At 63.2% G+C, this 22,017-nt stretch carries 15 protein-coding genes; 11 read left to right on the top strand and 4 right to left on the bottom strand.

Annotated features, from left to right (window positions below):
* The first annotated feature begins 103 nt into the window (after window positions 1-103).
* Complete coding sequence (locus tag AC0Z42_RS19395) at window positions 104-475, top strand: YajD family HNH nuclease (RefSeq protein ID WP_485469821.1); 372 nt, start codon at window positions 104-106, stop codon at window positions 473-475.
* Window positions 476-515: 40 nt separating this feature from the next.
* On the opposite strand, the gene AC0Z42_RS19390 is transcribed toward AC0Z42_RS19395, so the two are convergent.
* Entirely contained in the window at window positions 516-3,713 is a 3,198-nt protein-coding gene (locus tag AC0Z42_RS19390) for a di-heme oxidoredictase family protein (protein WP_485469820.1), read from the bottom strand.
* Between the two features lie 289 nt (window positions 3,714-4,002).
* Between AC0Z42_RS19390 and AC0Z42_RS19385 the strand changes: the two genes are divergently transcribed.
* The 7 genes from AC0Z42_RS19385 to AC0Z42_RS19355 all read left to right on the top strand — a co-directional run bounded on the left by AC0Z42_RS19385 (window position 4,003) and on the right by AC0Z42_RS19355 (window position 15,668).
* Window positions 4,003-4,992 (top strand): DUF2804 domain-containing protein, encoded by a 990-nt coding sequence (locus AC0Z42_RS19385; RefSeq protein ID WP_485469819.1) that lies wholly within the window; start codon window positions 4,003-4,005, stop codon window positions 4,990-4,992.
* A 120-nt stretch (window positions 4,993-5,112) separates the two neighbouring features.
* Window positions 5,113-7,776, top strand: coding sequence for a bifunctional acetate--CoA ligase family protein/GNAT family N-acetyltransferase (locus AC0Z42_RS19380; RefSeq protein WP_485469818.1), 2,664 nt, complete (start codon window positions 5,113-5,115; stop codon window positions 7,774-7,776).
* A 105-nt stretch (window positions 7,777-7,881) separates the two neighbouring features.
* The gene (locus AC0Z42_RS19375; protein WP_485469817.1) at window positions 7,882-8,529 is read left to right on the top strand and encodes a hypothetical protein; all 648 of its coding nucleotides are present in this window, start codon (window positions 7,882-7,884) and stop codon (window positions 8,527-8,529) included.
* 125 nt (window positions 8,530-8,654) lie between these two features.
* Window positions 8,655-11,249: a DUF349 domain-containing protein gene (locus tag AC0Z42_RS19370; RefSeq protein ID WP_485469816.1), complete on the top strand. Its 2,595-nt coding sequence runs from the start codon at window positions 8,655-8,657 to the stop codon at window positions 11,247-11,249.
* Window positions 11,246-11,707, top strand: a complete 462-nt coding sequence (moaE, locus tag AC0Z42_RS19365; RefSeq protein WP_485469815.1) for a molybdopterin synthase catalytic subunit MoaE — start codon at window positions 11,246-11,248, stop codon at window positions 11,705-11,707. Before AC0Z42_RS19370 ends, moaE begins: the two co-directional genes overlap by 4 nt.
* A gap of 136 nt (window positions 11,708-11,843) precedes the next feature.
* Window positions 11,844-14,450 (top strand): ATP-dependent chaperone ClpB, encoded by a 2,607-nt coding sequence (gene clpB, locus AC0Z42_RS19360; RefSeq protein ID WP_485469814.1) that lies wholly within the window; start codon window positions 11,844-11,846, stop codon window positions 14,448-14,450.
* Window positions 14,451-14,552: 102 nt separating this feature from the next.
* Complete coding sequence (locus AC0Z42_RS19355) at window positions 14,553-15,668, top strand: polyamine ABC transporter substrate-binding protein (RefSeq protein ID WP_485469813.1); 1,116 nt, start codon at window positions 14,553-14,555, stop codon at window positions 15,666-15,668.
* A 64-nt stretch (window positions 15,669-15,732) separates the two neighbouring features.
* Here the strand turns inward: AC0Z42_RS19355 and AC0Z42_RS19350 are convergent, their stop codons facing one another.
* From AC0Z42_RS19350 to ppk1, 3 genes are all read right to left on the bottom strand, one after another.
* Complete coding sequence (locus tag AC0Z42_RS19350; RefSeq protein WP_255206302.1) at window positions 15,733-15,858, bottom strand: hypothetical protein; 126 nt, start codon at window positions 15,856-15,858, stop codon at window positions 15,733-15,735.
* Between the two features lie 148 nt (window positions 15,859-16,006).
* On the bottom strand, window positions 16,007-16,462 hold the full coding sequence (gene sixA, locus AC0Z42_RS19345) for a phosphohistidine phosphatase SixA (protein WP_485469812.1): 456 nt from the start codon (window positions 16,460-16,462) through the stop codon (window positions 16,007-16,009).
* 37 nt (window positions 16,463-16,499) lie between these two features.
* Window positions 16,500-18,590, bottom strand: coding sequence for a polyphosphate kinase 1 (ppk1, locus tag AC0Z42_RS19340; protein WP_485469811.1), 2,091 nt, complete (start codon window positions 18,588-18,590; stop codon window positions 16,500-16,502).
* A gap of 290 nt (window positions 18,591-18,880) precedes the next feature.
* On the opposite strand from ppk1, the gene pstS reads away from it, so the two are divergent.
* The 3 genes from pstS to pstA all read left to right on the top strand — a co-directional run bounded on the left by pstS (window position 18,881) and on the right by pstA (window position 21,994).
* On the top strand, window positions 18,881-19,930 hold the full coding sequence (gene pstS / locus AC0Z42_RS19335) for a phosphate ABC transporter substrate-binding protein PstS (RefSeq protein WP_485469810.1): 1,050 nt from the start codon (window positions 18,881-18,883) through the stop codon (window positions 19,928-19,930).
* A gap of 208 nt (window positions 19,931-20,138) precedes the next feature.
* A complete protein-coding gene (pstC, locus tag AC0Z42_RS19330) occupies window positions 20,139-21,110 on the top strand; it encodes a phosphate ABC transporter permease subunit PstC (protein WP_485469809.1) in 972 nt (323 codons plus the stop codon).
* On the top strand, window positions 21,107-21,994 hold the full coding sequence (pstA, locus tag AC0Z42_RS19325) for a phosphate ABC transporter permease PstA (RefSeq protein WP_485469808.1): 888 nt from the start codon (window positions 21,107-21,109) through the stop codon (window positions 21,992-21,994). Before pstC ends, pstA begins: the two co-directional genes overlap by 4 nt.
* Window positions 21,995-22,017: the final 23 nt, after the last annotated feature.

Here is a 22,017-nt window from a genome sequence, read left to right as displayed (position 1 = left end):
AAAAAGTTGTCCAGCCGTGACAAGGTGCTGCCGCCGCTGCCTGTTTGGCTGGCGCTGGCGCTAAAATGGCGGCTTCTCCCTTCCATCTTGAAAGTTGCCTGCCATGCAGACCAAAAAGCCCGATGCCGCCCGGCTGGACAAAATCGTCGCCGAAGCGCGCCGCGCCGCCGACCAGCGCGAGAGCGGCTATCGCGAACGTTCGCTGAAAATGTACCCGTGGATCTGCGGGCGCTGCATGCGCGAATTCACGCGCGCCAACGTGCAGCAGCTGACCGTGCATCACCGTGACCATAATCACGACAACAATCCGCCCGACGGCAGCAACTGGGAATTGCTGTGCCTGTACTGCCACGACAACGAACACTCGCGCTACCTGGAAGCGGACCGTGGCGCCGGCCTGCTGTCGGCCGAGCTGGTGCCGGCGACGCACAATCCGTTCGCGGCGCTGGCGGGGCTGATCAAGAAAAAGGACTGAAGAGGATGGCCGGCGCGCTGGCGCCGGCCTGTTTGCAACGTTACAGCGACTTCAGGAACGCCAGCAGCGACTCGCGTTCCGCCTTCGACAGCGCCTCGAAACGCTGGCGCGCGCGCGTGCCTTCGCCGCCGTGCCACAGGATCGCTTCGGTCAGGCTGCGTGCGCGGCCGTCATGCAGGTAGCCGGCCTTGCCTTCCTTGCCCATTACCTTTTCCGTGTAGCCGATGCCCCACAGCGGCGCGGTGCGCCACATGGCGCCTTGCGCCTGGCCTTCGGCGAACTTGTCGGCCAGGCCCGGACCCATGTCGTGCAGCAGCAGGTCGGTGTAAGGGCGGATGGTCTGGTCGCGCAGTTCGGCGAACAGATGGCCGGAGCCGGTCTTCATTTCAGCCGTATGGCAGGCGGCGCAGCGCATGCCCTGGAACAGTTTCGAGCCGGCTGCCACCTGCTGCGCATCGACCTTCAGTTCGTCGATCGGCGCCACGCCTTTCGGGAAACCGCTGGCGATGCTGCGCTGGGCCGGTACCGCCACCAGGGCCAGGTAGTGCGAGATCGACTGCAGGTCCGATTCCGAAATGCCGGCCTGCTTGCCGCCGGCCGCGCAGGCGGCAGGTCCGGCAATGCAGGCGCGGTTCGGATAGACCGGCGACGTCACCGCCATGTCCAGCAGCAGCGCCTCGGCCGCCTGCTGGCGCAAGGTGGCCTTGGCGGCTTTCCAGCCGAAGCGGCCCAGGCGCACCGCGCCCGATTCCGGATCGAACACGAAGTTGGCCTGGCCCTTGACGCCGTCGGCGTCGGGCGTGGCGCGCACGCGGGCCAGGATGTCGGCTTCGGGTACGGCTTCGAGCAGGCCGGTGCCGATCATCGGCGGCGCGGCGCGCAGCGAAGCAATGGCCGGCACGGCGCCTTCGAAGGCCAGTACCGGTTTGCGCAGTTCGACCACCGAGCCATCGGCCAGGGTAACCTTGCTGGTCTCGAAGCCGCCGACACTGACGCTGTTGCCCCAGTTCTGCGCTACGCCGCTGGCAGATACCGCGTTCATCTGGATCGCCGTGCCGTATTGCGGATGCGGCACCTGCTGGCCGTTTGCATTGAGCGCCGCGACGCGCACGGCCATCATGTCGAGCCGCTGGTTGATGGAAGCGGGCGCCGGGCTGCGGCCATTGTTGACGTGGCAGGCGATGCAGGCCGACTGGGTGTAGCGCTGGCCCTGCAGGCCGACGGCTGGCGCGTAGCGGTCATTGCCGCCTTCATTGTGTTCGCCGGTACGGAAGTTCGTATGCACCAGGCGCCGGCCTTCGACGAAGCGCTGCATGTTCTGCATGCCGATATGGTTGTGCGGCTGCTGGAACATGAACAGCGCGTTGTCCGAGTAGTTGTACGACACGGAACCCAGGCCGCCGGACAGCGTCTCGGCCGGCAGCGGCACCGAATTGAGGCGCGGCTGCACGCCATACCATGGCCGCAGGCCGGCGCCCACCACATACGTCCACTCATAGGAATAGTAGCGGATGCCGCCGTCGTCGCCCTGGGCCGCCATCGCTTCCTTGGTGGAAAACATCGACGGCGACACTTCGATGATGTCGCCCGATACCAGCGCGCGTGCCTTGACATCAAGACCATTCGGCATACCGTTGGCGTCCAGCCCGCCGTGGCCAGGGTAGTCCTTGATCAAGAGGGTGCAGGCGCCGTTGATGCCGTTGGCGGTATTGAGCTTGCCGGCGGCCGGGTAGGCCAGCGGTTTGCATACCGGCACGTTGCGGTCGACCAGTTCGCCCGGCGACATCCAGCCGTAGCCGGTCACGCCAGGGCGGTCGAAGCCGCGGAAAAAGGCCACGCCGCCGGACAGGAAGTCGACCGTGGTGTACTGGTTGACGATCAAGGTCGGTTTGGTCACGCCGGCAACCTTGCTGTTGTCGATGATCTCGACACCCCAGGTGCGGTTCTTGAAGTACTGCGGCACGAACGTGAGATAGTTGCCCGGCCCCTTGTCGACTGGCAGGCCGGTCACCGGATCGACCGTCTCGTTCGGGCCATAGCCGGCTTCGTTCCATTCCTCGCCCCGTTCGCGGCCATGGCGGGCCAGGCCGCGCGCGCCGAAGCGCGTCACCAGGGTGCCGTCGGCCAGCGAGAACTGCAGCGTTTCAAGCGGCTCGCGGGCGGCGGGCAGGGGCGCAAAAGCGCTGCCATCGAGCGGGAATTTCAGTGCCGAGGTTACTTGTACCGGCAAGGTGTTGTCGCTGCCGGGCGACTTGAATACCGCTTCGAGCAGCGAATAGCCATACTGGGTGGCGCGTGCCACGCCTTGCAGGCGAATAAAGCGCGCGCTGACGCCCAGGTTGAAGAATTCCTCGGTGCCGCCCTTGCCGTTGGTGACGTAGCGAACCTGGGTCCAGGTGTTGCCGTCGTTCGAGGTTTGCAAGGCATACTCTTTGCCGTAGGCGTTTTCCCATTGCAGCTGCAGATAGCCGATGGCGGTCGGCGCGCCGAAGTCGAACTGGATCCAGGCGCCGTCTTCAAAGCTGCTGGCCCAGCGCGTGGCGCTCTTGCCGTCGATCGCCATGGCGGCCGACATGCCGGGGTTTTCCACTGGCGACGAGGTGGCGGCGACCGGTTTGAGCAAGACACCCGGCTGGGTCGGGTCGCTTGGGACCACCGGCGGCGTCACCGGCGGCTCGGTCGGCACGGTGGCGGGCGTGCCCGAAAACGCCTGGATTTCAAAAATCGAATAGCCGTACTGGCCGGCGCGCTTGACGCCTTGCATGCGCAGGTAGCGGCCCTGGCCCGTCAGACCCGTGATGTCCTCGACGCCGCCGCTGCTGTTGTCCACGCTGCGGATGGTGGTCCAGTTGTTCAGGTCGTCCGACACTTGCAGCAGGTAGGCGCTGGCATGCGCGTTTTCCCACGAGATGCGCACGCGCGTGATCGGTTTCGACACGCCGAAATCGAGCGTTAGGTATTCGCCGTCGGTAAAGCCGCTGCCCCAGCGCGTGCTGTCGTTGCGGTCGATGGCGGCGGCCGCCGACAGGTCGCCCCGTTCAGCCGAACTGGCCGTCGCGCCGACCGGCGTGAGCACGGTTTCCGACGAGACGACCGCGCCCAGCTGCGTCGCAGGCGACACCGCAGCCGCGGTTGCCGTAGCCGTTGTTTCGCTGCCACCGCCACCGCCGCAGGCCGCCAGCGCCAACACCAGCGGCAGCAGTGGCACTGCGCGCAGGCTATGCCGAAATTGAGTCATGAACGCTTCCTTGATTATTTGTTATGGATGAGAAGGTTTGCCAGCCACCAAAGCACCGCCCGCGCGCGCGGGGCGTGTACAGAACGATCATTGATGCCGGGGGATTTAATTTCCGCATGGAAATATTTTGTCACATTATCGCAGCCTCCCTGGCCTGTCAAGCGCGCCGTGCGGCGCCCGGCTGGTGTGGCAAAAATGCGAGCCGCGCGGGCAAAATGCGGTATCTTTATCGCATGAACAGACCTGATCGCGAACATCGCCGGTTCACCCCGGGCAGGAGGCCAGCCGCATGACCTTGCCGCCAGCACCACCCAGCTTGCTTGACGCCAGCGGCGCGCCGCTGTTCGGCCGCTATGCCGGCCTGGCGCCCGCGTTTGACTGGGCGCAGCTGGCGCCGCCCCACGCGCGCGGTGCGCTGTGGCGGCTGTTCCACCACAAGCGCTGGCATTACGTGGCGCTGGCCACGCCTGAACTGTTCTGCGCGGTGGCCATCGTCGACCTGGGCTGGACCAGCACCGCCTTCGCCTATGCGTTCGACCGCCGCAAGGGTAAGATCGTGGCGTCTTTCTCGCGCGATGGCGTGCCGGGCCTGTCGGCCAGGGTGGCGCCGCATGCGGCCGCCGGCAGCCGCTTTCGTTTCCTGTCGCAGACGATCGATATCGAGGCGGTGCCCCAGCACCGCTACCGCTTGCTGCTCGATAGCGGCCACTTTGGCATCGACGCCGAATTCGGCCCGTCGGTGTCGCCGGTTCTGCTGGCCGTCGGCCCGGTGGAGGGCGGCAGCGTGCATGCGACGCAAAAGTCGGGCGGCCTGCCGCTGTGGGGAACGGTGCGCTGCGGCGCCATTGGCTACAGCCTTGACGATGGCGTGGCCAGCTTCGATTATTCGAACGGCCTCTTGGCGCGCGAGACGGAATGGCGCTGGGCCTCGGCGCATGGGCTGGACCTGGGCTTCAATCTGCAGGCAGGCTACTTCGGCGCGCAGGAAAACGTGCTGTGGCTCGACGGCCAGCTGTATCCGCTGGCGCGCGCCCATTTTGACTTCAATCCCGACAACCCGCTGGCGCCCTGGCATGTATGGACCGACGACGACCTGCTGGACCTGCATTTCAAGCCCGAAGGCGCGCGCCGCGAAGAGCGCAATTTGTGGCTGGCGGCCAGCCGCTATATCCAGCCGATCGGCACTTTCAGCGGCTGGGTACGTGCCAGCACGCAGGCGCCCAAGCGTATCGTGGCCCAGCTGGCGGGCGTGACGGAAAGCCACCATTCGCGCTGGTAGTGGCGCTGCCATCACTTTTTGATAAAACGCACCACAAGGTCAAGTTTTTTTGCCGGCGCATCCTATACACTGGCGCAGCCGCTGCGGGCAGATCGCCAGCACAGTCCATAAGGCCAGAGCATGAGTATCCGTAATCTCGACAAGCTGTTCAAGCCTGCCTCGGTGGCCCTGATCGGCGCTTCCCGGCGCGAACACAGCCTGGGCGCCATCGCCCTCGGCAATCTTCTGCAAGGCGGCTTCCAGGGCGCCATTTATCCCGTCAATCCCAAGTACGATCAATTGCACGACCTGCGCTGCTACCACAAGCTCAGCCAGCTGCCGAAGGCGCCCGACCTGGCCATCATCTGCACGCCGCCGGCCACCTTGCCGGGCCTGATACGCGATCTGGGGGCGATGGGCACGCGCGCGGCCATCGTCATGACGGCGGGCCTGGACAATGCCGAACACGGCAAGCAGCGCCATTTGATGCTGAAGGCGGCCAAGCCGCATCTGCTGCGCATCCTGGGACCGAACAGCATGGGCCTCCTGGTGCCGAAAATCGGCCTGAACGCCAGTTTTACGCATGTGGGGGCCACCGCCGGCAAGATCGCCTTCGTGTCGCAGTCCGGCGCGCTGGTGTCGGGCGTGCTGGACTGGGCGCATGCGCACGGCGTGGGCTTTTCAAAATTCATTTCGCTGGGCGGCAGCGCCGATATCGATTTTGGCGACCTGCTCGATTACCTGGCCGGCGACATCGATACCGCCGCCATTTTGCTGTACATGGAAGACATCCAGGCGGCGCGCAAATTCATGTCGGCCGCGCGCGCCGCCGCGCGCAGCAAACCGGTGATCGTGCTGAAGGCCGGGCGTGAAGCCGAAGGCGCGGCGATGGCGGCCTGGCATACAGGCGCGCTGGCCGGTTCCGACGCCGTGTACGACGCGGCGATACGCCGCGCCGGCATGCTGCGCGTGTATTCGGCCGAGGAACTGTTCGACGCGGTCGAGACGCTCACGCATATCCGCGCCCAGCGCGGCGAGCGCCTGGCGATCTTGTGCAATGGCGGCGGCCTGGGCGTGATGGCCACCGATGCGCTGGTGGGCAAGGGCGGCAAGCTGGCCGAACTGTCGCCCGAGACCGTGATCGCGCTGGAAAAAGCCTTGCCGCCGGGCTGGTCGCACGACAACCCGGTCGGCCTGGCCGGCGACGCGCCGGTGCAGCGCTATGTCGACGCCATCAAACCCTTGCTATCGGAACCGGAAGCGGACGCGATGCTGCTGCTGCATGCGCCCACTGCCATGGTGTCGTCGATGGAGATCGCCGAAGCGGTCACGCCGCTGATCAAGGCCACCTCGCGCACGGTGCTGACCTGCCTGCTGGGCGGCACCACGGTGGCGCCGGCGCGCCAGGTGTTCAACCGCGCCGGCATTCCCACCTACGACACGCCCGAAAAAGCCGTGCATGGCTTCATGCAGATTGTGCAGTACCGGCGCAACCAGGACACCCTGATGGAGGTGCCGGCCCAGCTGCCGCTGTCAGCCACGCCACGCCGCGCGCGCGTGCGCGAAATCGTCGCGCAGGCGATCGCCGCCGGCCAGACGGTGCTGGGCGAATGCAGGTCAAAAGAGATACTGGCCGCCTACGGCATTCCGGTGGCCACCACCCGCATGGCGGCCGACGTGGAAGAAGCGCTGGCGGTGGCGCTTGACATCGGCTATCCGGTCGCCCTGAAAATTCATTCACCCGATATCGCGCATAAATCCGATGTCGGCGGCGTGGCGCTGGACCTCGACAATCCCGAGATCCTGCGCACGGCCGCCGCCGCGATGGAAAAGCGCGTGCGCAAGATGCGGCCCGATGCGCTGATCGACGGCTTCACGGTGCAGCAGATGGCGCGCCGGCCGCAGTCGCATGAACTGATCGTCGGCGTTACCACCGACAGCGCGTTTGGCCCTGTGATCCTGGTGGGGCAGGGCGGCATTTCGGTGGAAGTGACGGCTGACCATGCGATCGGCCTGCCGCCGCTGAACATGGTGCTGGCGCGCGACATGCTCTCGCGCACGCGCGTGTCGAAACTGCTGGCCGGCTACCGCAACCAGCCGGCGGCCAATATCGACGCCATCTGCTACGCGCTGATCCAGGTGGCCGAACTGGTGGCCGATATCGGCGAGCTGGCCGAACTCGATATCAATCCGCTGGTGGCCGACGCCAACGGCGTGATCGCGCTCGACGCGCGCATCCGCCTGCAGCCGGGGCAAAGCGCCGACCGCCTGGCGATCCGCCCGTATCCGCAGGAGCTGGAAGAGGAGGTGACGTGGATGGGGCAATCGATCGTGCTGCGCCCGATCCGCCCGGAGGACGCACAGAAGCATGTGGATCTGTTCAATGCGCTTGACCCGGACGACGTGCGGCTGCGCTTTTTTACCTCGATGCGCGAGCTGCCGCTGTCGCAATTGGCGCGCCTGACGCAGATCGACTACGACCGCGCGATGGCGTTCATCGCCACCCATGCGGGCCCCGATGGCGAACCGGAAACCCTGGGCGTGGTGCGCGCGGTGGCCGACCCGGACAATATCACGGCCGATTTCGCGATTGCCGTGCGCTCGAAACTGAAGGCGCAGGGCCTGGGCCATATCCTGTTTGAAAAGCTGGTCGACTACTTCCGCAGCCGCGGCACCGAGGAACTGGTGGGCGAGGCGATGGCGCGCAACAAGGGCATGCAGCGGCTGGTGAAAAGCTTTGGCGGCACCGTCACGCCATCGGAAGAGCCGGGCGTGGTGGACCTGCATATCCGCTTGCGCGAGTGAGTTCGCGCTGGCCAGGGTTTGTGCAGGATCAAACCCGCCCGTGTCGGCAGTCTTTACACTCTCAATTCACGGTTCCGTCTTGACCGTGCTTATGGGAGTGAGTGCATGCTAACAGCAACATATACTTTGGTGTCCTTGTCGGTCGAGCAGGCCAGCATCCGCGTCAGCCTGCTGTCATTTCAGCAATATATGCAGGCGCAATTGCACCTGCAGCGCCAGCTGACCCTGGCGCACCTGGACTATGCCGGTGACTGGCTGAACCGCCTGTATCAGTTCGGCTACTGGCGCAAGGTGGACCAGTATCTGGTGCCCGCGATCCGGCAGGCGACGCCGCACGCCGATGGCTTGCTGGAAGAATTGGCCAAGCTTAACCATGCTGCGCTGGAAAGCATCAATCTGGTGCAGCGGCGCGCCATGGCCTCGATCGACAGTCCGGGGCAGCAGGTGGAACAACTGGGCGCGGCCATCGACAGCTTTTGTGCGGCCCTGATGGCGCGCCTGGAAATGGAAGAGCGTGAATTGTTTGCGCTGGCGCGCCGGGTGATCGCTGGCGAAGCCTGGTTTGCCATCGCCTACCAGTTCCTGGCGCACGACGCGCGGGTGGCAGAAAACCGCCGCAGTTTGGCGCGCGTGTTGCCGTTTGTGCAGCCGGCAAGCGCTGCCCTGGCCGCCGCTCCGGTGCATGCACCGGCAGTGGCCGCCAACTGCGGCGCCACTGCCGGCGCCGTGGGGGCACAACACCAGGTGGCATGAAGCGATGACACGGCTTTTTCATGAGAAAATGATTAAGTTTGTTATTTGATAATTACTTCATTGCTGTCTGATGCAATGCCCCTGGCTTTGTTATGATGGTGGTTTTGATCCACGCGAAACCCGTCATGTTCGAATTTCTCTTCAAGCGTTCTGCCAGTAAAGTCAGCAAGGCTGGCAAAACCACCGCACCGGATCCTGTGGTGGCAGAGCAGGCCGCCGCTACGGCGCAGAGCGCATCGCGCCGCGCCGAACAGCTGGCGCGCGCGCATGCCGTGGCCGGCGATGAGGCCGCCGCAGCCGATTTCATTATCGCCAGTGAATTTGCCGAAGCGCGCCTGATCGCGGCCGGACACGTGCATTCGCTGGCGCTGCTGGAAAAAGTCCACCAGGCGATGCGCAATACCGACCGCCGCGTTGCCAAGCTGGTGCAGGGCCGCATCGACCTGATACGCCACCAGGCAGCCGAAGCCCAGCGTGCGCAAGCCGGCATCGCCACCGCGCAGCGTTTGCTGAACGATGAAAAACTGAGTCCGAACCAGGTCGCCGAGCTCGATCGCCAGTGGCAGGTCATCAAGGCCACGCCGGAACTGGCCGAACAGTTCACCGCCGCGCGCTCCGCCCTGGCGTTGCGCCTGGAAGCGCAAGTGGCGTTGCAGCGCGCGGTGATCGACGCCGTGGCTGCCGCCCGCCAGCTGGCTGGTGCTGGCCAGTCGGCAGACGAACTGAGCCAGGCCCTGGCGCGTCTCGACGCCGAACATGCGCAGCACGTGCAGTCGCCCGAGCGCGCTTCGCTGCCGAAACACCTGGCGCTTGATTTTGACCAGGCGCGCGCGCAGGCGCAGTCGGCCTTGCTGGCGCTGCAGCAGCACCAGGCCGTATTCGACGCCCGTCATGCGGCGCTGGCCGAATGGCAGGCGCAGGACGCCGCCACCCTGGACGCCGATGCGCTCAGGCGTAGTTGGCAAGCGCTGCCACGCCTGCCCGAATCACCGTTGTCCGACAGCCTGCAGCAGCAATTCCAGCTGGTTCTGGCCAGCGCGCCGGCGCCCGAGGTTCCGCTTGCCGCGGAAACGGCCAAAGCTGCCGAATCAGGCTCGAACATGCGCAAGGTGCGCGTCGAGCTGGCGCCGGTGTCGAAAGAAGCGAACGAGCAATTTTTCAAGACGCTCGACGCCATGGAAGCGGCGCTGGCCGAAGGCTTGCTGCATATGGCCTCCGAGCACGATAAAACCCTGCGCGACAGCAAGCACGGCCGCCTGACGCCGGCCCAGGCCGACCGCCTGGCCCATGTGCGCGCGCAGTTCAAGCAACTGGCCGACTGGGCGCGCTGGGGCGGCAACGTTTCGCGCGAGGAACTGGTCAAGGCCGGCGAGGAATTGCCGGCGCAAGCGTTGCCGATGAGCGAGCTGGCGAAAAAGGTCGGCAGCCTGCGCGAGCGCTGGAAGTCGCTCGATACCTTGTCCGGCCCGGCGCCCAAGTCGCTGTGGGAGCGTTTCGACGCGGCCTGCACGGTGGCCTATGCGCCGGCGGCACTGCATTTCAAGCAACTGGCCGAAGAGCGCCACGGCAATGCCGCCAAGGCCCAGGAACTGATAGACGAAGCCGCTGCCCTGGCAACGCAGCAGAGCACCGACTGGAAGCACGTGGCGTCGAGTTCGCAGCGCCTGCGCCAGGCCTGGACGCGCCTGGGCACCATCGACCGCAAGGAAAAGAAACGCCTGGACGGCGAATTCGGCGCGGCGCTCGACGCCCTGCTCAAACCACTCGATACGCAGCGCATGATCGAAACGGCGCGCCGCGAGCAATTGATCATCGAAGTAGGCCTGCTGAAACCGTCCGAACGCAACACGGTCGACATGCTGAAAGCCCTGCAGGACAAATGGCAGGAGCTGGCCAAGGCCCTGCCGCTGGAACGCCGCGCCGAGCAGGCCTTGTGGCAGCGTTTCCGCGCCGCCTGCGACGATATCTTTGCCAGGCGCAAGGAAACCGCGCATGCGGCCGACCATGAACGGCGCGAACACCTGCATGCGCGCGAGGCGCTGTGCGCCGCGTTGGAAACGGCTGTCGTGCCCGAGGGCGATGACAAGCAGCGCACCGCCTTCATCAATGCCTTGCTGCGCGAGACGCGCGCTGCCTGGAACGCCACCGGCCCGGTGCCGCGCGCCAGCGAAGCGAAGATCGAGCAACGCTACCAGGACGCCATCGCCTCGCTGCAGGCGCAGGCCGACGCCATCGCCCAGCGCGCCGGCGCGGCGCAGGCGAACGCCATGCGCGACAAGCTGCGCCTGGTGCAGGCATTGGAACTTGAGCTGGCCGACGGCGGCGAAGTCGATGCGCAGGCCTGGACCGAACGCTGGAGCGCCTTGCCGCCGCTTGACGCGCAATACGAACGCAGCCTGCAGACGCGCTTTGCCGCCGCGCTGGCCGCCATCGGAGACGGCAGCGTCACGTATGTGGCCAAGCTGCAAGCGAATGTGCCGCGCCTGCTGGACGAAGTGCTGCGCCTGGAAATTGTCGCCGGCGTCGACAGCGGTGCCGAGTTCGCGCGAGACCGCCTGAAGATGCAGGTCGACGTGCTGCAGTCATCGTTGAAATCGGGCCAGAAGCCGCTCACCCAGGCCTCGCAGCTGATGCAGCTGTGCGCGATCGCCGCGCTGACGGACGCGCGCACGGCCAGCCGCATCGAGGCGCTGCTGCGCCGTATCGGTGGCGCGCAATGAACACCAGCGTGCGCATCCAGGAAGCCGATTTTGACCTGAGTCACGAAATTGCACAATTGCGCGCGCACGATCCCAAGGTGGGCGCCGTGGTGGGCTTTGTCGGTACCGTGCGCGACATGAACGAGGGCCTCAACGTGGCCTCGATGGAGCTGGAACACTATGCGGGCATGACGGAAAAGTCGATCGAGGCCATCGTGGCACAGGCGAAGGCGCGTTGGCCGCTGGCTGGTGCGCTGGTGATCCACCGCGTCGGGCCTTTGATGCCGCAGGAGCAGATCGTGCTGGTGGCGGTATCGTCCGGCCACCGTGGCGAGGCGTTTGCCGCCTGCGAATTCATTATCGACTACCTGAAGACCGAGGCGCCGTTCTGGAAAAAAGAAGACACGCCCGAGGGCGCGCGCTGGGTCGATGCGCGTGTGACCGATGAAACGGCGCTCGACAAGTGGCGCGCCTTGTAAACCGGCCTCGCAGGTCAAGCTTGCGATAGACGCCGGCGCAGCGCCACTGCATTATTTTGTTGCAATGTGTATGCTTGAAAAGTTCTGCCACACCCCAATTTGATTCACAACGAATTAACCGGGAGCACTTTTCATCATGCGACAAGATAAACTCACCACCAAACTGCAAGAAGCCCTGGCCGACGCGCAAAGCCTTGCCGTCGGCAACGACAATCCGTATATCGAACCGGTGCACCTGCTGACCGCCCTGCTGAACCAGGACGACGGCGGCGCGCGCTCGCTGTTGCAGCGCGCCGGCGCGAATGTCGGTGGCCTGTCCAAGGCGCTGACCTCCTCGCTGGAACGCCTGCCGAAAGTGTCGGGCACCGACGGCAACGTGCAGATCAGCCGCGAATTTGCGGCGCTGCTGAACCTGGCTGACAAGGAAGCGCAAAAAGCCGGCGACCAGTTCATTTCCAGCGAAATGGTGCTGCTGGCGATGGCCGACGACAAGTCCGACGCGGGCAAGCTCGCGCGCGAAAACGGCTTGAGCCGCAAGTCGCTGGAGTCCGCCATCGAGGCCGTGCGCGGCGGCAATAAAGTCGACTCGCAGGAAGCCGAAGGCCAGCGCGAGGCGCTCAAAAAATACACGCTGGACCTGACCGAGCGCGCCCGCAAGGGTAAACTCGACCCGGTGATCGGCCGCGACGACGAGATCCGCCGCACCATCCAGATCCTGCAGCGCCGCACCAAGAACAACCCCGTGCTGATCGGCGAACCCGGTGTCGGCAAGACGGCCATCGTCGAAGGCCTGGCGCAGCGCATCGTTAATGGCGAAGTGCCGGAGTCGCTCAAAGGCAAGCGCGTGCTGTCGCTGGACATGGCGGCCCTGCTGGCTGGCGCCAAGTATCGCGGCGAGTTCGAAGAGCGCTTGAAATCGGTACTGAAAGAACTGGCGATGGATGAGGGCCAGAGCATCGTCTTTATCGACGAGATGCACACCATGGTCGGCGCCGGCAAGGCCGAAGGCGCGATGGACGCCGGCAATATGCTCAAACCCGCCCTGGCGCGTGGCGAGCTGCACTGCGTGGGCGCCACCACCCTCGACGAGTACCGCAAATATATCGAGAAGGACGCCGCGCTGGAACGCCGCTTCCAGAAGGTGCTGGTCGACGAGCCGACGGTGGAGGCGACGATCGCCATCCTGCGCGGCCTGCAGGACAAATACGCGCTGCACCACAAGGTCGAGATCACCGACGCGGCCATTATCGCGGCGGCGGAACTGTCGCACCGCTATATCACCGACCGCTTCCTGCCCGACAAGGCGATCGACCTGATCGACGAGGCGGCGGCCAAGATCAAGATCGAGATCGATTCCAAGCCGGAAGTGATGGACCGCCTGGAACGCCGCTTGATCCAGCTGAAGATCGAGAAAGAAGCCGTCAAGAAAGAGAAGGACGAGGCGTCCTTGCGCCGCCTGGGCCTGATCGACGAAGAGATCGTCAAGCTGCAGCGTGAATACAATGACTTCGAGGAAATCCTGAAGGCGGAAAAAGCGGTGGTGCAGGGCAGCACGCATATCAAGGAAGAGATCGAACAGGTCAAGCTGCAGATGGAGCAGGCCACGCGCGAAAGCAACTGGCAGAGGGTGTCCGAGCTGCAGTACGGCAAACTGCCGCAGCTGGAAGCCCAGCTCAAGCAGGCTGACAGCGGGCTGGCGAAAGTACCGTCCGACCAGCCGAAGCTGCTGCGCACCCAGGTGGGCGCCGAAGAGATCGCCGAAGTGGTGTCGCGCGCGACCGGGATTCCCGTCTCGCGCATGATGCAGGGCGAGCGCGACAAGCTGCTGCATATCGAAGAGAAGCTGCATGAACGCGTGGTGGGCCAGGATGAGGCGATCACGGCCGTGGCCGATGCGATCCGCCGCTCGCGCGCGGGCCTGTCGGACCCGAACCGGCCGTATGGTTCCTTCATGTTCCTGGGGCCGACCGGGGTCGGCAAGACCGAGCTGAGCAAGGCCCTGGCGACCTTCCTGTTCGATACGGAAGAATCGATGATACGCATCGACATGAGCGAGTTCATGGAGAAGCACTCGGTGGCCCGCCTGATCGGTGCGCCACCCGGCTATGTGGGCTACGACGAGGGCGGCTACCTGACCGAAGCCGTGCGCCGCAAGCCGTACAGCGTGATCCTGCTCGACGAAGTGGAAAAGGCCCATGCCGACGTGTTCAACGTGCTGCTGCAGGTGCTCGATGACGGCCGCATGACGGACGGCCAGGGCCGCACGGTGGACTTCAAGAATACCGTCATCATCATGACTTCTAACCTGGGCTCGCATAAAATCCAGGCGATGGAAAGCGACGATCCCGGGGTGGTGAAACTGGCGGTGATGGCCGAGGTACGTTCGCACTTCCGTCCCGAGTTTGTCAACCGTATCGACGAGATCGTGGTGTTCCATGGCCTCGACGAGAAAAATATCGGCGCGATCGCCAAGATCCAGCTGAAAATCCTCGAAGAACGTCTGGCGCGCATGGACATGAGCCTGTCGATGACGGACGCGGCGCTGCAGAAGATCGCCGAGGCGGGCTACGATCCGGTATATGGCGCGCGGCCATTGAAACGGGCGATCCAGCAGCAGATCGAAAATCCGCTGTCCAAATTGATCCTCGAAGGCCGTTTTGGTCCGAAGGACGAGATCCATATCGATGCCCAGGGCGGCAACCTGGTGTTTACGGGCGCGCAGGTGGGGCTCGATAAAGTATAAGCTGCAAGACAGCACCGCTGCGGGGGCGCGATCAGGCTGGACCTGACCGCGCCCTTGTTGCTATCATCAGCACTATTTTTCGATGACTCTGGAGGTTGGGATATGGCAAGCAAATGGCAGGCAGGACGACGCATCGTACTTGGAATGAGCCTGGCGGCGGCCGTGCTGGCGGTGCCCGCGCATGCGCAGGAAGAAAAAGTCCTGAATATCTACAACTGGTCCGATTATATCGGCGACGAGACGATCAAGAACTTTGAGAAGGAGACCGGCATCAAGGTGCGCTACGATGTTTTCGACAATAACGAAATCCTCAACGCGAAACTGGTGGCCGGCAAGTCGGGCTATGACATCGTGGTGCCGACGGCCCAGTGGGCGCGGCTGCAGATCGATGCGGGCCTGTTGCGCAAGCTCGACAAGAGCAAGCTGAACAACATCGGCAACCTGGACGCCAGCCTGCAGGCCAAGCTGTCGAAGATCGATCCGAACAATGACTACCTGGTCGACTGGCTGTGGGGCTACACCACGGTGGGCATCAACGTCAGCAAGGTCAAGGCCGCGCTCGGCACCATGCCGATGCCGGACAACGCCTGGGACCTGATCTTCGACCCCAAGTATGTGTCGAAATTGAAATCGTGCGGCGTCTCCTTCCTCGATTCGCCGTCCGAAGTGCTGCCGGCCGCGCTGCAGTACCTGAACAAGCCGGCGTATTCGAAAACGGCGGCCGACTACCAGGAAGCAGGCAAGGTGCTGCAGGCGATCCGTCCGTACGTGACCCTGTTCAGCTCGTCTGGCTATATCAACGACATGGCCAACGGTTCGGTCTGCGTGGCGCTTGGCTGGTCGGGCGACATCAATATCGCGCGCCAGCGCGCAATTGACGCCAAGAACGGCAATGTGATCCAGGTGCTGGTGCCGAAAACGGCGGCGCTGATGTTCGACACGATGGCTATTCCTGCTGACGCGCCGCATCCGAACAATGCGCACGCCTTTATCAACTACATCCTGCGTCCGCAAGTGCATGCCAGCCTGACCAACAAGGTGTTCTATGCCAACCCGAACGTGCCGAGCCTGAAATATGTGCGCAAGGATATTGCCGAGAACAAGGCGATCTTCCTGCCGGACGCCGACAAGCAGCGCATGGCAGCACCTGAAGCGATCACGGCCGACATTCGCCGCCTGATGACGCGCATTTATACCAAGTTCAAAACGGGCGTCTGAAAACAGCAATGGCGCGAGGGACGGTGATGCCGTCACTGGCGCCATTGATTGGAGCTGTGGTGCGCTACTCGTGATAGCGGTCCATCAGTTTGTGGTGGCTGCCGCGCATTTCTTCGACCAGCTCAAAGGCAACAAAGCCGATGATGGCAGCGAAGATGGCGATAAAGAGAAAGACAAGAAAGGTCAACATGATGTTTCAGCCGCCGTTGGACGGCTGTCCGCTGGGTTGCTCAATGCGCCGCAGCGTTGCCACGACGCGTAGTTGATGCAATTAAACTCTAGCAGATAGCCGGCGCTTTACAAGCAAACGGCACAGGCGTCTTGCGTCTGCTTGATCTTTACTTCACCAGGTCGTGCGCCATTACCGCCTTCAGATAAACACTCAGGGCGTCGCCCGGTTCCCTTTGCGAAAACCACCAGGCGCTGGCCTTGCGCATGTCCCAGTCCTGCTCTTCGCCGGTCAGCAGCAGCGCGGCAGCCTGGCCCAAGGTGGGCTGGTGGCCGACGATCAGCACGGTTTCCTTGTTGCCGGGCCAGTTGGCCGCTTTCAAGATATCTTCGGCTTCGGCGCCGGGCGCCAGTTCCGGCATCAGCTTGAACTTGCGGCCCAGCGCCTCGGCCGTTTGCAAGGTGCGCACGGCCGGGCTGACGAGGATGCGGCAATTGTCGGGCAGTTGCGAAGCGAGCCATTCGGCCATGCGGCGCGCCTGTTTCTGGCCCTTGACGGTCAGTGCGCGCTCCAGGTCGGGCACGCCCGGTTCGGCTTCGGCATGGCGCCACAAGATAAGATCCATGATGTGTTCCTCCTGGTCGGTGCGGTTGGCGGTGGGCTTACTCGCCCACGTCAGGGGCGGGCGTGCCCAGGTTGTGCATCAGGTACTGCTGGGCGCTGAACGGCGTCTGCTTGGCACGCGGCTTGCGGCGCGTGTACTGGCCGCTCGGTTCCAGTTCCCAGGCATTCGTATTATCCTTCAAATACGGGTTCAGGCCTTCGGCAATCACGCGGCGTTTCAAGGCACGGTCCAGTATCGGGAATGCCACTTCGACGCGACGGAACAGGTTGCGGCTCATCCAGTCGGCACTGGCCAGGTAAACATCGTGCGCCAGGTCGTTGCGGAAGTAATAGATGCGGCTGTGCTCCAGGAAGCGGCCGATCACCGAGCGTACCTTGATGTTTTCCGACAAGCCCGGCACACCCGGCTTCAGGGTGCAGGCGCCGCGCACGATCAGGTCGATCTTCACGCCGTCGGTCGAGGCTGCATACAGGGCGCGGATCACCGATTCATCGACCAGCGCATTGATCTTGACGATAATGCGGCCGCGCTTGCCCGAGCGGGCGATCTTTGCTTCGTTGCGAATCGCCTTGATGATTTCGCTTTGCAGACCGAACGGCGCCAGCCACAAGTGATTGAGGTTGTGCGGCTTGGTCAGGCTGGTCAGGTGGATGAACACCTCATTGACTTCCACTGCCAGGTCCTGCTTGGCCGTCAACAGGCCAAAGTCGGTGTAGAGCTTGGTGGTGGTGGGGTGGTAGTTGCCGGTGCCCAGGTGGGCATAGAAGCGCAGCGCGCCTTCTTCGCGGCGTATCACCAGCGCCACCTTGGCGTGGGTTTTCAGGCCCACCACGCCGTAGACCACTTGCGCGCCGGCCTGTTCCAGCTTGTCGGCCCAGTTGATATTGGCTTCCTCGTCGAAGCGCGCCATCAGCTCGACGATGACCGTCACTTCCTTGCCCAGCTTGGCGGCCATGATCAGGGATTCCATCAGGTCCGAATTCATGCCGGTGCGGTAAATCGTCTGCTTGATGGCCACCACTGCCGGGTCATACGCGGCACTGCGGATGAAGTCGATCACGGTCTGGAACGACTGGAACGGGTGGTGCAGCAGGATGTCGTGTTTGGCCAGGGTGGCAAAGATATCGGTGCCGATGGCTTTATGGGCCTGGCCCGGGATGAACGGCGCAAAGCGCAAGGCCGGCTGCTGCACATGGTCGATCATTTCCGACAGGCGCACCAGGTTGACGGGGCCGTTGACCCGGTACAGGCGGCTCTGGTCCAGGTTGAACTGGTCGAGCAGGAATTGCGACAGTTCCTGCGGGCAGTTGCGCGCCACTTCCAGGCGCACCGAGGTGCCGAACTGGCGGCCTACCAGTTCGCCCTTCAGGGCCTGGCGCAGGTTCTTGACTTCGTCCTCGTCGACCCACAGGTCGCTGTCGCGCGTGACGCGGAACTGCGAATAGGCAATCACTTCGCGCCCGGCAAACAGATCCGAGATATGCGCGTGGATCACCGAAGACAGCAAACAGAAGGAGACGCCGTCGGAAATCTCGTCCGGCAGCTTGATCACGCGCGGCAACACGCGCGGCGCCTTGACGATGGCGATCGCCGTGCCGCGGCCAAAGGCATCCTTGCCGCTCAATGAGACGATGAAATTGAGACTCTTGTTGACCACCTGCGGGAACGGGTGGGCCGGGTCGAGGCCGATTGGCGTCAGCAGCGGGCGCACTTCGCGGTCGAAATAATCCTTGACCCAGGCGCGCTGCGCCTCGTTGCGGTCATGGTCGCGCAGCAAATGCACGCCTGCCGCGCGCAGCGCCGGCAGCACGTCGTTATTCAATATCTCGTATTGCTGTTCCACCAGCGCATGGCATTCCTTGTCGATGCGCTGCAGATTGGCCGCCAGGGCAGGGTGGCCGGCCAGGGTGCCGCCGATGCTGCCGGCCGCCAGCAGGCTGGCCACGCGCACTTCAAAGAACTCATCCATGTTACTGCTGACGATGCACAGATAGCGCAAGCGTTCGAGCAGGGGAATATTCGGATCTTCCGCCTGCGCCATCACGCGCCGGTTAAAGGTCAGTTGCGACAATTCCCGGTCAAGCAGGATGCCCGATTTGGTCACTTCCGTGTGCAGTTCAGGTTTCATATTCTTTTAACTTTACAGATAGTTAATTCTAGCCGTATTCGGGCGCGTAGGCGTGGTTGTGACGTGTCAATAGTGTAACGATGAAATATGACGCGCCTGTGACATCGGCTGTCATAAATGGCCGTGCGGCCTGTCATGAAGCGCCCTCAAAAAGCGTGTTTGCGGGGCGTAGGCAAATATTTCAACAATTTCAAGGCATGTCATAAAGCTGTCACATTCGCTTGCTAGACTGCACAGCATTCACCGGGGCATGACGCTCCAACAACCTTGTAATAACCTGAGGACTTGATATGCAAATGAAGCAAATGTTCAAATTTATCGTCGTGGGTGCTTCGGCAGCGATGGCATTTTCTTCCGCTTCCGTCATGGCGGCAGATATGACAGGTGCTGGTGCAACCTTCCCGTACCCGATCTACGCCAAATGGGCCGAGACCTACAAAGCCAATACCGGCAATGGCCTCAACTATCAATCCGTGGGTTCCGGCGCAGGCATCAAGCAAATCAAGGCCAAGACCGTTGACTTCGGCGCGTCCGACATGCCGCTGACGGCAGCAGAACTGGAAGAAGCGGGCCTGATGCAGTTCCCGGCCATCATGGGCGGCGTGGTCACCATCGTCAACCTCGACGGCGTGAAACCTGGCCAGCTGAAAATGACCGGCAAGGTCGTTGCCGATATCTACCTGGGCAAGATCACCAAATGGAGCGCGCCGGAAATCGCCGCACTGAACACCGGCGTCAAGCTGCCGGACACCGAAATCACCGTGGTGCACCGCGCCGACGGTTCGGGCACCTCGTTCCTGTTCACCGATTTCCTGTCGAAAACCAACCCGGAATTCAAATCGAAGATCGGTGCTGGCTCGGCCGTGAAATGGGCCGTGGGCGTGGGCGGCAAGGGTAACGAAGGCGTTGCCGCCAACGTGCAGCGCATCAAGGGCGCAATCGGTTACGTCGAGTGGGCGTATGCCAAGAAAAACAATATGTCGCACACCCAGCTGCAAAACAAGGACGGCAACTTCCTGCAGCCTGACGATGAAAACTTCAAGGCAGCTGCTGCTTCGGCGCCTTGGACCCAGACCCCTGGCTTCGGCGTGGTACTGACCGACCAGGCTGGCAAGAACAGCTGGCCGATCACCGGCGTGTCGTTCATCCTGATGTACAAAGCCCAGGCTGACGCAGCCAAGGGCAAGGAAGTGCTGAAATTCTTCGACTGGGCCTACAAGAACGGTGGCGCCGCTGCGGTTGAACTGGACTACGTGCCGATGCCGGCATCGGTCGTGAAGCTGGTGCAGGAATCGTGGAAAGCCAACCTGAAAGATGCTTCCGGCAAGGCGATCTACTAAGTACATGGCGTCACCATAAGGTCCCTTCCTTGCTTCGCCGCGCCAGCGGCGGGGCAGGGAGTTAGCCAGGACCGCCCGCCACCCTGGCAGGCGGTCCCGGCTAAACGAGTAAAAAACAGTCATCCAGCTGTACCGTCAGTACCACCAAACTTGGTCCCATATGAGCGCACAATCTACCTCTTCCACGATCCCCATGCCAGGCGGCTCCATGACCGACTCCATCAGCCACACAGCCATGATGTCGGTGATGCGCAAACAGCGCATCCAGGACTTCCTGTTCCACAAGGTGACGATGCTGTTCGCCTTTTCGGTGCTGGTGGTGCTGGTCGGCATCATCATTTCCCTGATCCTCGAATCGATACCGGCTTTCAAGACCTTCGGCCTGCACTTTATCGTGTCCGCCGAATGGGACCCGGTCAATGACCAGTACGGCGCCCTGATTCCCATTATCGGCACCCTGGTTACCTCCGTCATCGCCTTGCTGATCGCCTTTCCCGTCAGCTTCGGCATCGCCCTGTTCCTGACCGAGATCTGCCCGGCCTGGCTGCGCCGCCCGCTGGGCACGGCCGTCGAGCTGCTGGCCGGCGTGCCATCGATTATCTACGGCATCTGGGGCCTGTTCGTGTTCGCGCCGCTGTTTGCCGACTACGTGCAGCCGGTGCTGAAAGCCACCTTGGGCAATGTGCCGCTGATCGGCCCGCTGTTCAGCGGCCCGATGATGGGCATCGGCCTGCTGACGGCCGGCCTGGTGCTGGCCATCATGATCATCCCCTTTATCGCTTCGGTGATGCGCGACGTGTTCGAGATCGTGCCGGCCGTGCTGAAAGAATCGGCCTACGGCCTGGGCTGCACGCGCTGGGAAGTGGTGCGCAAGATCGTGCTGCCTTACACCAAGACCGGCGTGGTTGGCGGCGTCATGCTGGGCCTGGGTCGCGCACTGGGCGAGACCATGGCCGTGACCTTCGTGATCGGTAATGCCAACAAGCTGTCGTGGTCGCTGTTTGCCGCCGGTAACAGCATCACTTCCCTGCTGGCCAATGAATTTGGCGAAGCGCAATCGGAACTGCATGTGTCGTCGCTGTTCTCGCTGGCACTGATCCTGTTTGTCATCACCTTTATCGTCCTGTCCGCCGCCAAGCTGATGCTGGCTGGCATGTCCCGCAAAGAAGGCACAAAATGAGCCAAGTTAGCACCCTCGACGTTCCGGCCAAGCCGGCCATGAATCCTGTCTACCGCAAGCGTTTGCTGATGCACCGCATCGGCATCGCCCTGTCGGTCGGCGCCATGGTGCTGGGCCTGACGGTACTGGTATGGATACTGCTCACCCTGATCATCAAGGGTTTCGGCGCGCTGTCGATCGACATGTTCACCAATACCACGCCGGCCCCCGGCAGCGAAGGCGGCGGCCTGATCAATGCCATCGTCGGCAGTGGCCTGATGGTCGGCCTGGCAACCCTGGTCAGCACCCCGATCGGCATCTTTGCCGGCATCTACCTGGCCGAATACGGCGAAGAAAACAAGCTGGCGCAAGTGACGCGTTTCGTCACCGACATCATGCTGTCGGCCCCTTCGATCGTGATCGGCCTGTTCGTATATGCCTTGTATGTGGCGCATGTGAAACATTTCTCGGGTTACGCCGGCGCCATCGCGCTGTCGCTGATCGCCGTGCCGGTGGTGGTGCGCACCACCGACAACATGCTGCGCCTGGTGCCGAACAGCCTGCTCGAAGCCGCGTTTGCCCTCGGCGCGCCGCGCTGGAAGGTCGCCACCCTGGTGCGTCTGCGCGCCGTGAAAGCGGGCGTGATCACCGGCGTGCTGCTGGCCCTGGCCCGTATCGCCGGCGAAACTGCGCCGCTGCTGTTCACGGCCCTGAACAACCAGTTCCAGAGCTTCAACATGAACGCGCCGATGGCCAACCTGCCGTCCGTGATCGCCTCGTTTGCCATGAGCCCGTACGACAACTGGCGCTCGCTGGCCTGGGGTGGCGCATTGTTGATCACCTTTAGCGTATTGGCCCTGAACATCCTGTCGCGTACCGTGTTCAGCCAAAAAGTCCCTAATTAATCCTTGCAGCTCAAAAAGCAAAG

Source organism: Janthinobacterium sp. 1L-D-8-B-C4, assembly GCF_057291295.1.
Note: the sequence above shows the minus strand (reverse complement) of the source record. Positions and strands in the feature narration are given on the sequence as shown.

Coding starts and splice junctions, on each gene's coding strand:
- AC0Z42_RS19395 (WP_485469821.1), top strand. CDS start 104: ATGCAGACCAAAAAGCCCGATGCCGCCCGGCTGGACAAAATCGTCGCC.
- AC0Z42_RS19390 (WP_485469820.1), bottom strand. CDS start 3,713: ATGACTCAATTTCGGCATAGCCTGCGCGCAGTGCCACTGCTGCCGCTG.
- AC0Z42_RS19385 (WP_485469819.1), top strand. CDS start 4,003: ATGACCTTGCCGCCAGCACCACCCAGCTTGCTTGACGCCAGCGGCGCG.
- AC0Z42_RS19380 (WP_485469818.1), top strand. CDS start 5,113: ATGAGTATCCGTAATCTCGACAAGCTGTTCAAGCCTGCCTCGGTGGCC.
- AC0Z42_RS19375 (WP_485469817.1), top strand. CDS start 7,882: ATGCTAACAGCAACATATACTTTGGTGTCCTTGTCGGTCGAGCAGGCC.
- AC0Z42_RS19370 (WP_485469816.1), top strand. CDS start 8,655: ATGTTCGAATTTCTCTTCAAGCGTTCTGCCAGTAAAGTCAGCAAGGCT.
- moaE (WP_485469815.1), top strand. CDS start 11,246: ATGAACACCAGCGTGCGCATCCAGGAAGCCGATTTTGACCTGAGTCAC.
- clpB (WP_485469814.1), top strand. CDS start 11,844: ATGCGACAAGATAAACTCACCACCAAACTGCAAGAAGCCCTGGCCGAC.
- AC0Z42_RS19355 (WP_485469813.1), top strand. CDS start 14,553: ATGGCAAGCAAATGGCAGGCAGGACGACGCATCGTACTTGGAATGAGC.
- AC0Z42_RS19350 (WP_255206302.1), bottom strand. CDS start 15,858: ATGTTGACCTTTCTTGTCTTTCTCTTTATCGCCATCTTCGCTGCCATC.
- sixA (WP_485469812.1), bottom strand. CDS start 16,462: ATGGATCTTATCTTGTGGCGCCATGCCGAAGCCGAACCGGGCGTGCCC.
- ppk1 (WP_485469811.1), bottom strand. CDS start 18,590: ATGAAACCTGAACTGCACACGGAAGTGACCAAATCGGGCATCCTGCTT.
- pstS (WP_485469810.1), top strand. CDS start 18,881: ATGCAAATGAAGCAAATGTTCAAATTTATCGTCGTGGGTGCTTCGGCA.
- pstC (WP_485469809.1), top strand. CDS start 20,139: ATGACCGACTCCATCAGCCACACAGCCATGATGTCGGTGATGCGCAAA.
- pstA (WP_485469808.1), top strand. CDS start 21,107: ATGAGCCAAGTTAGCACCCTCGACGTTCCGGCCAAGCCGGCCATGAAT.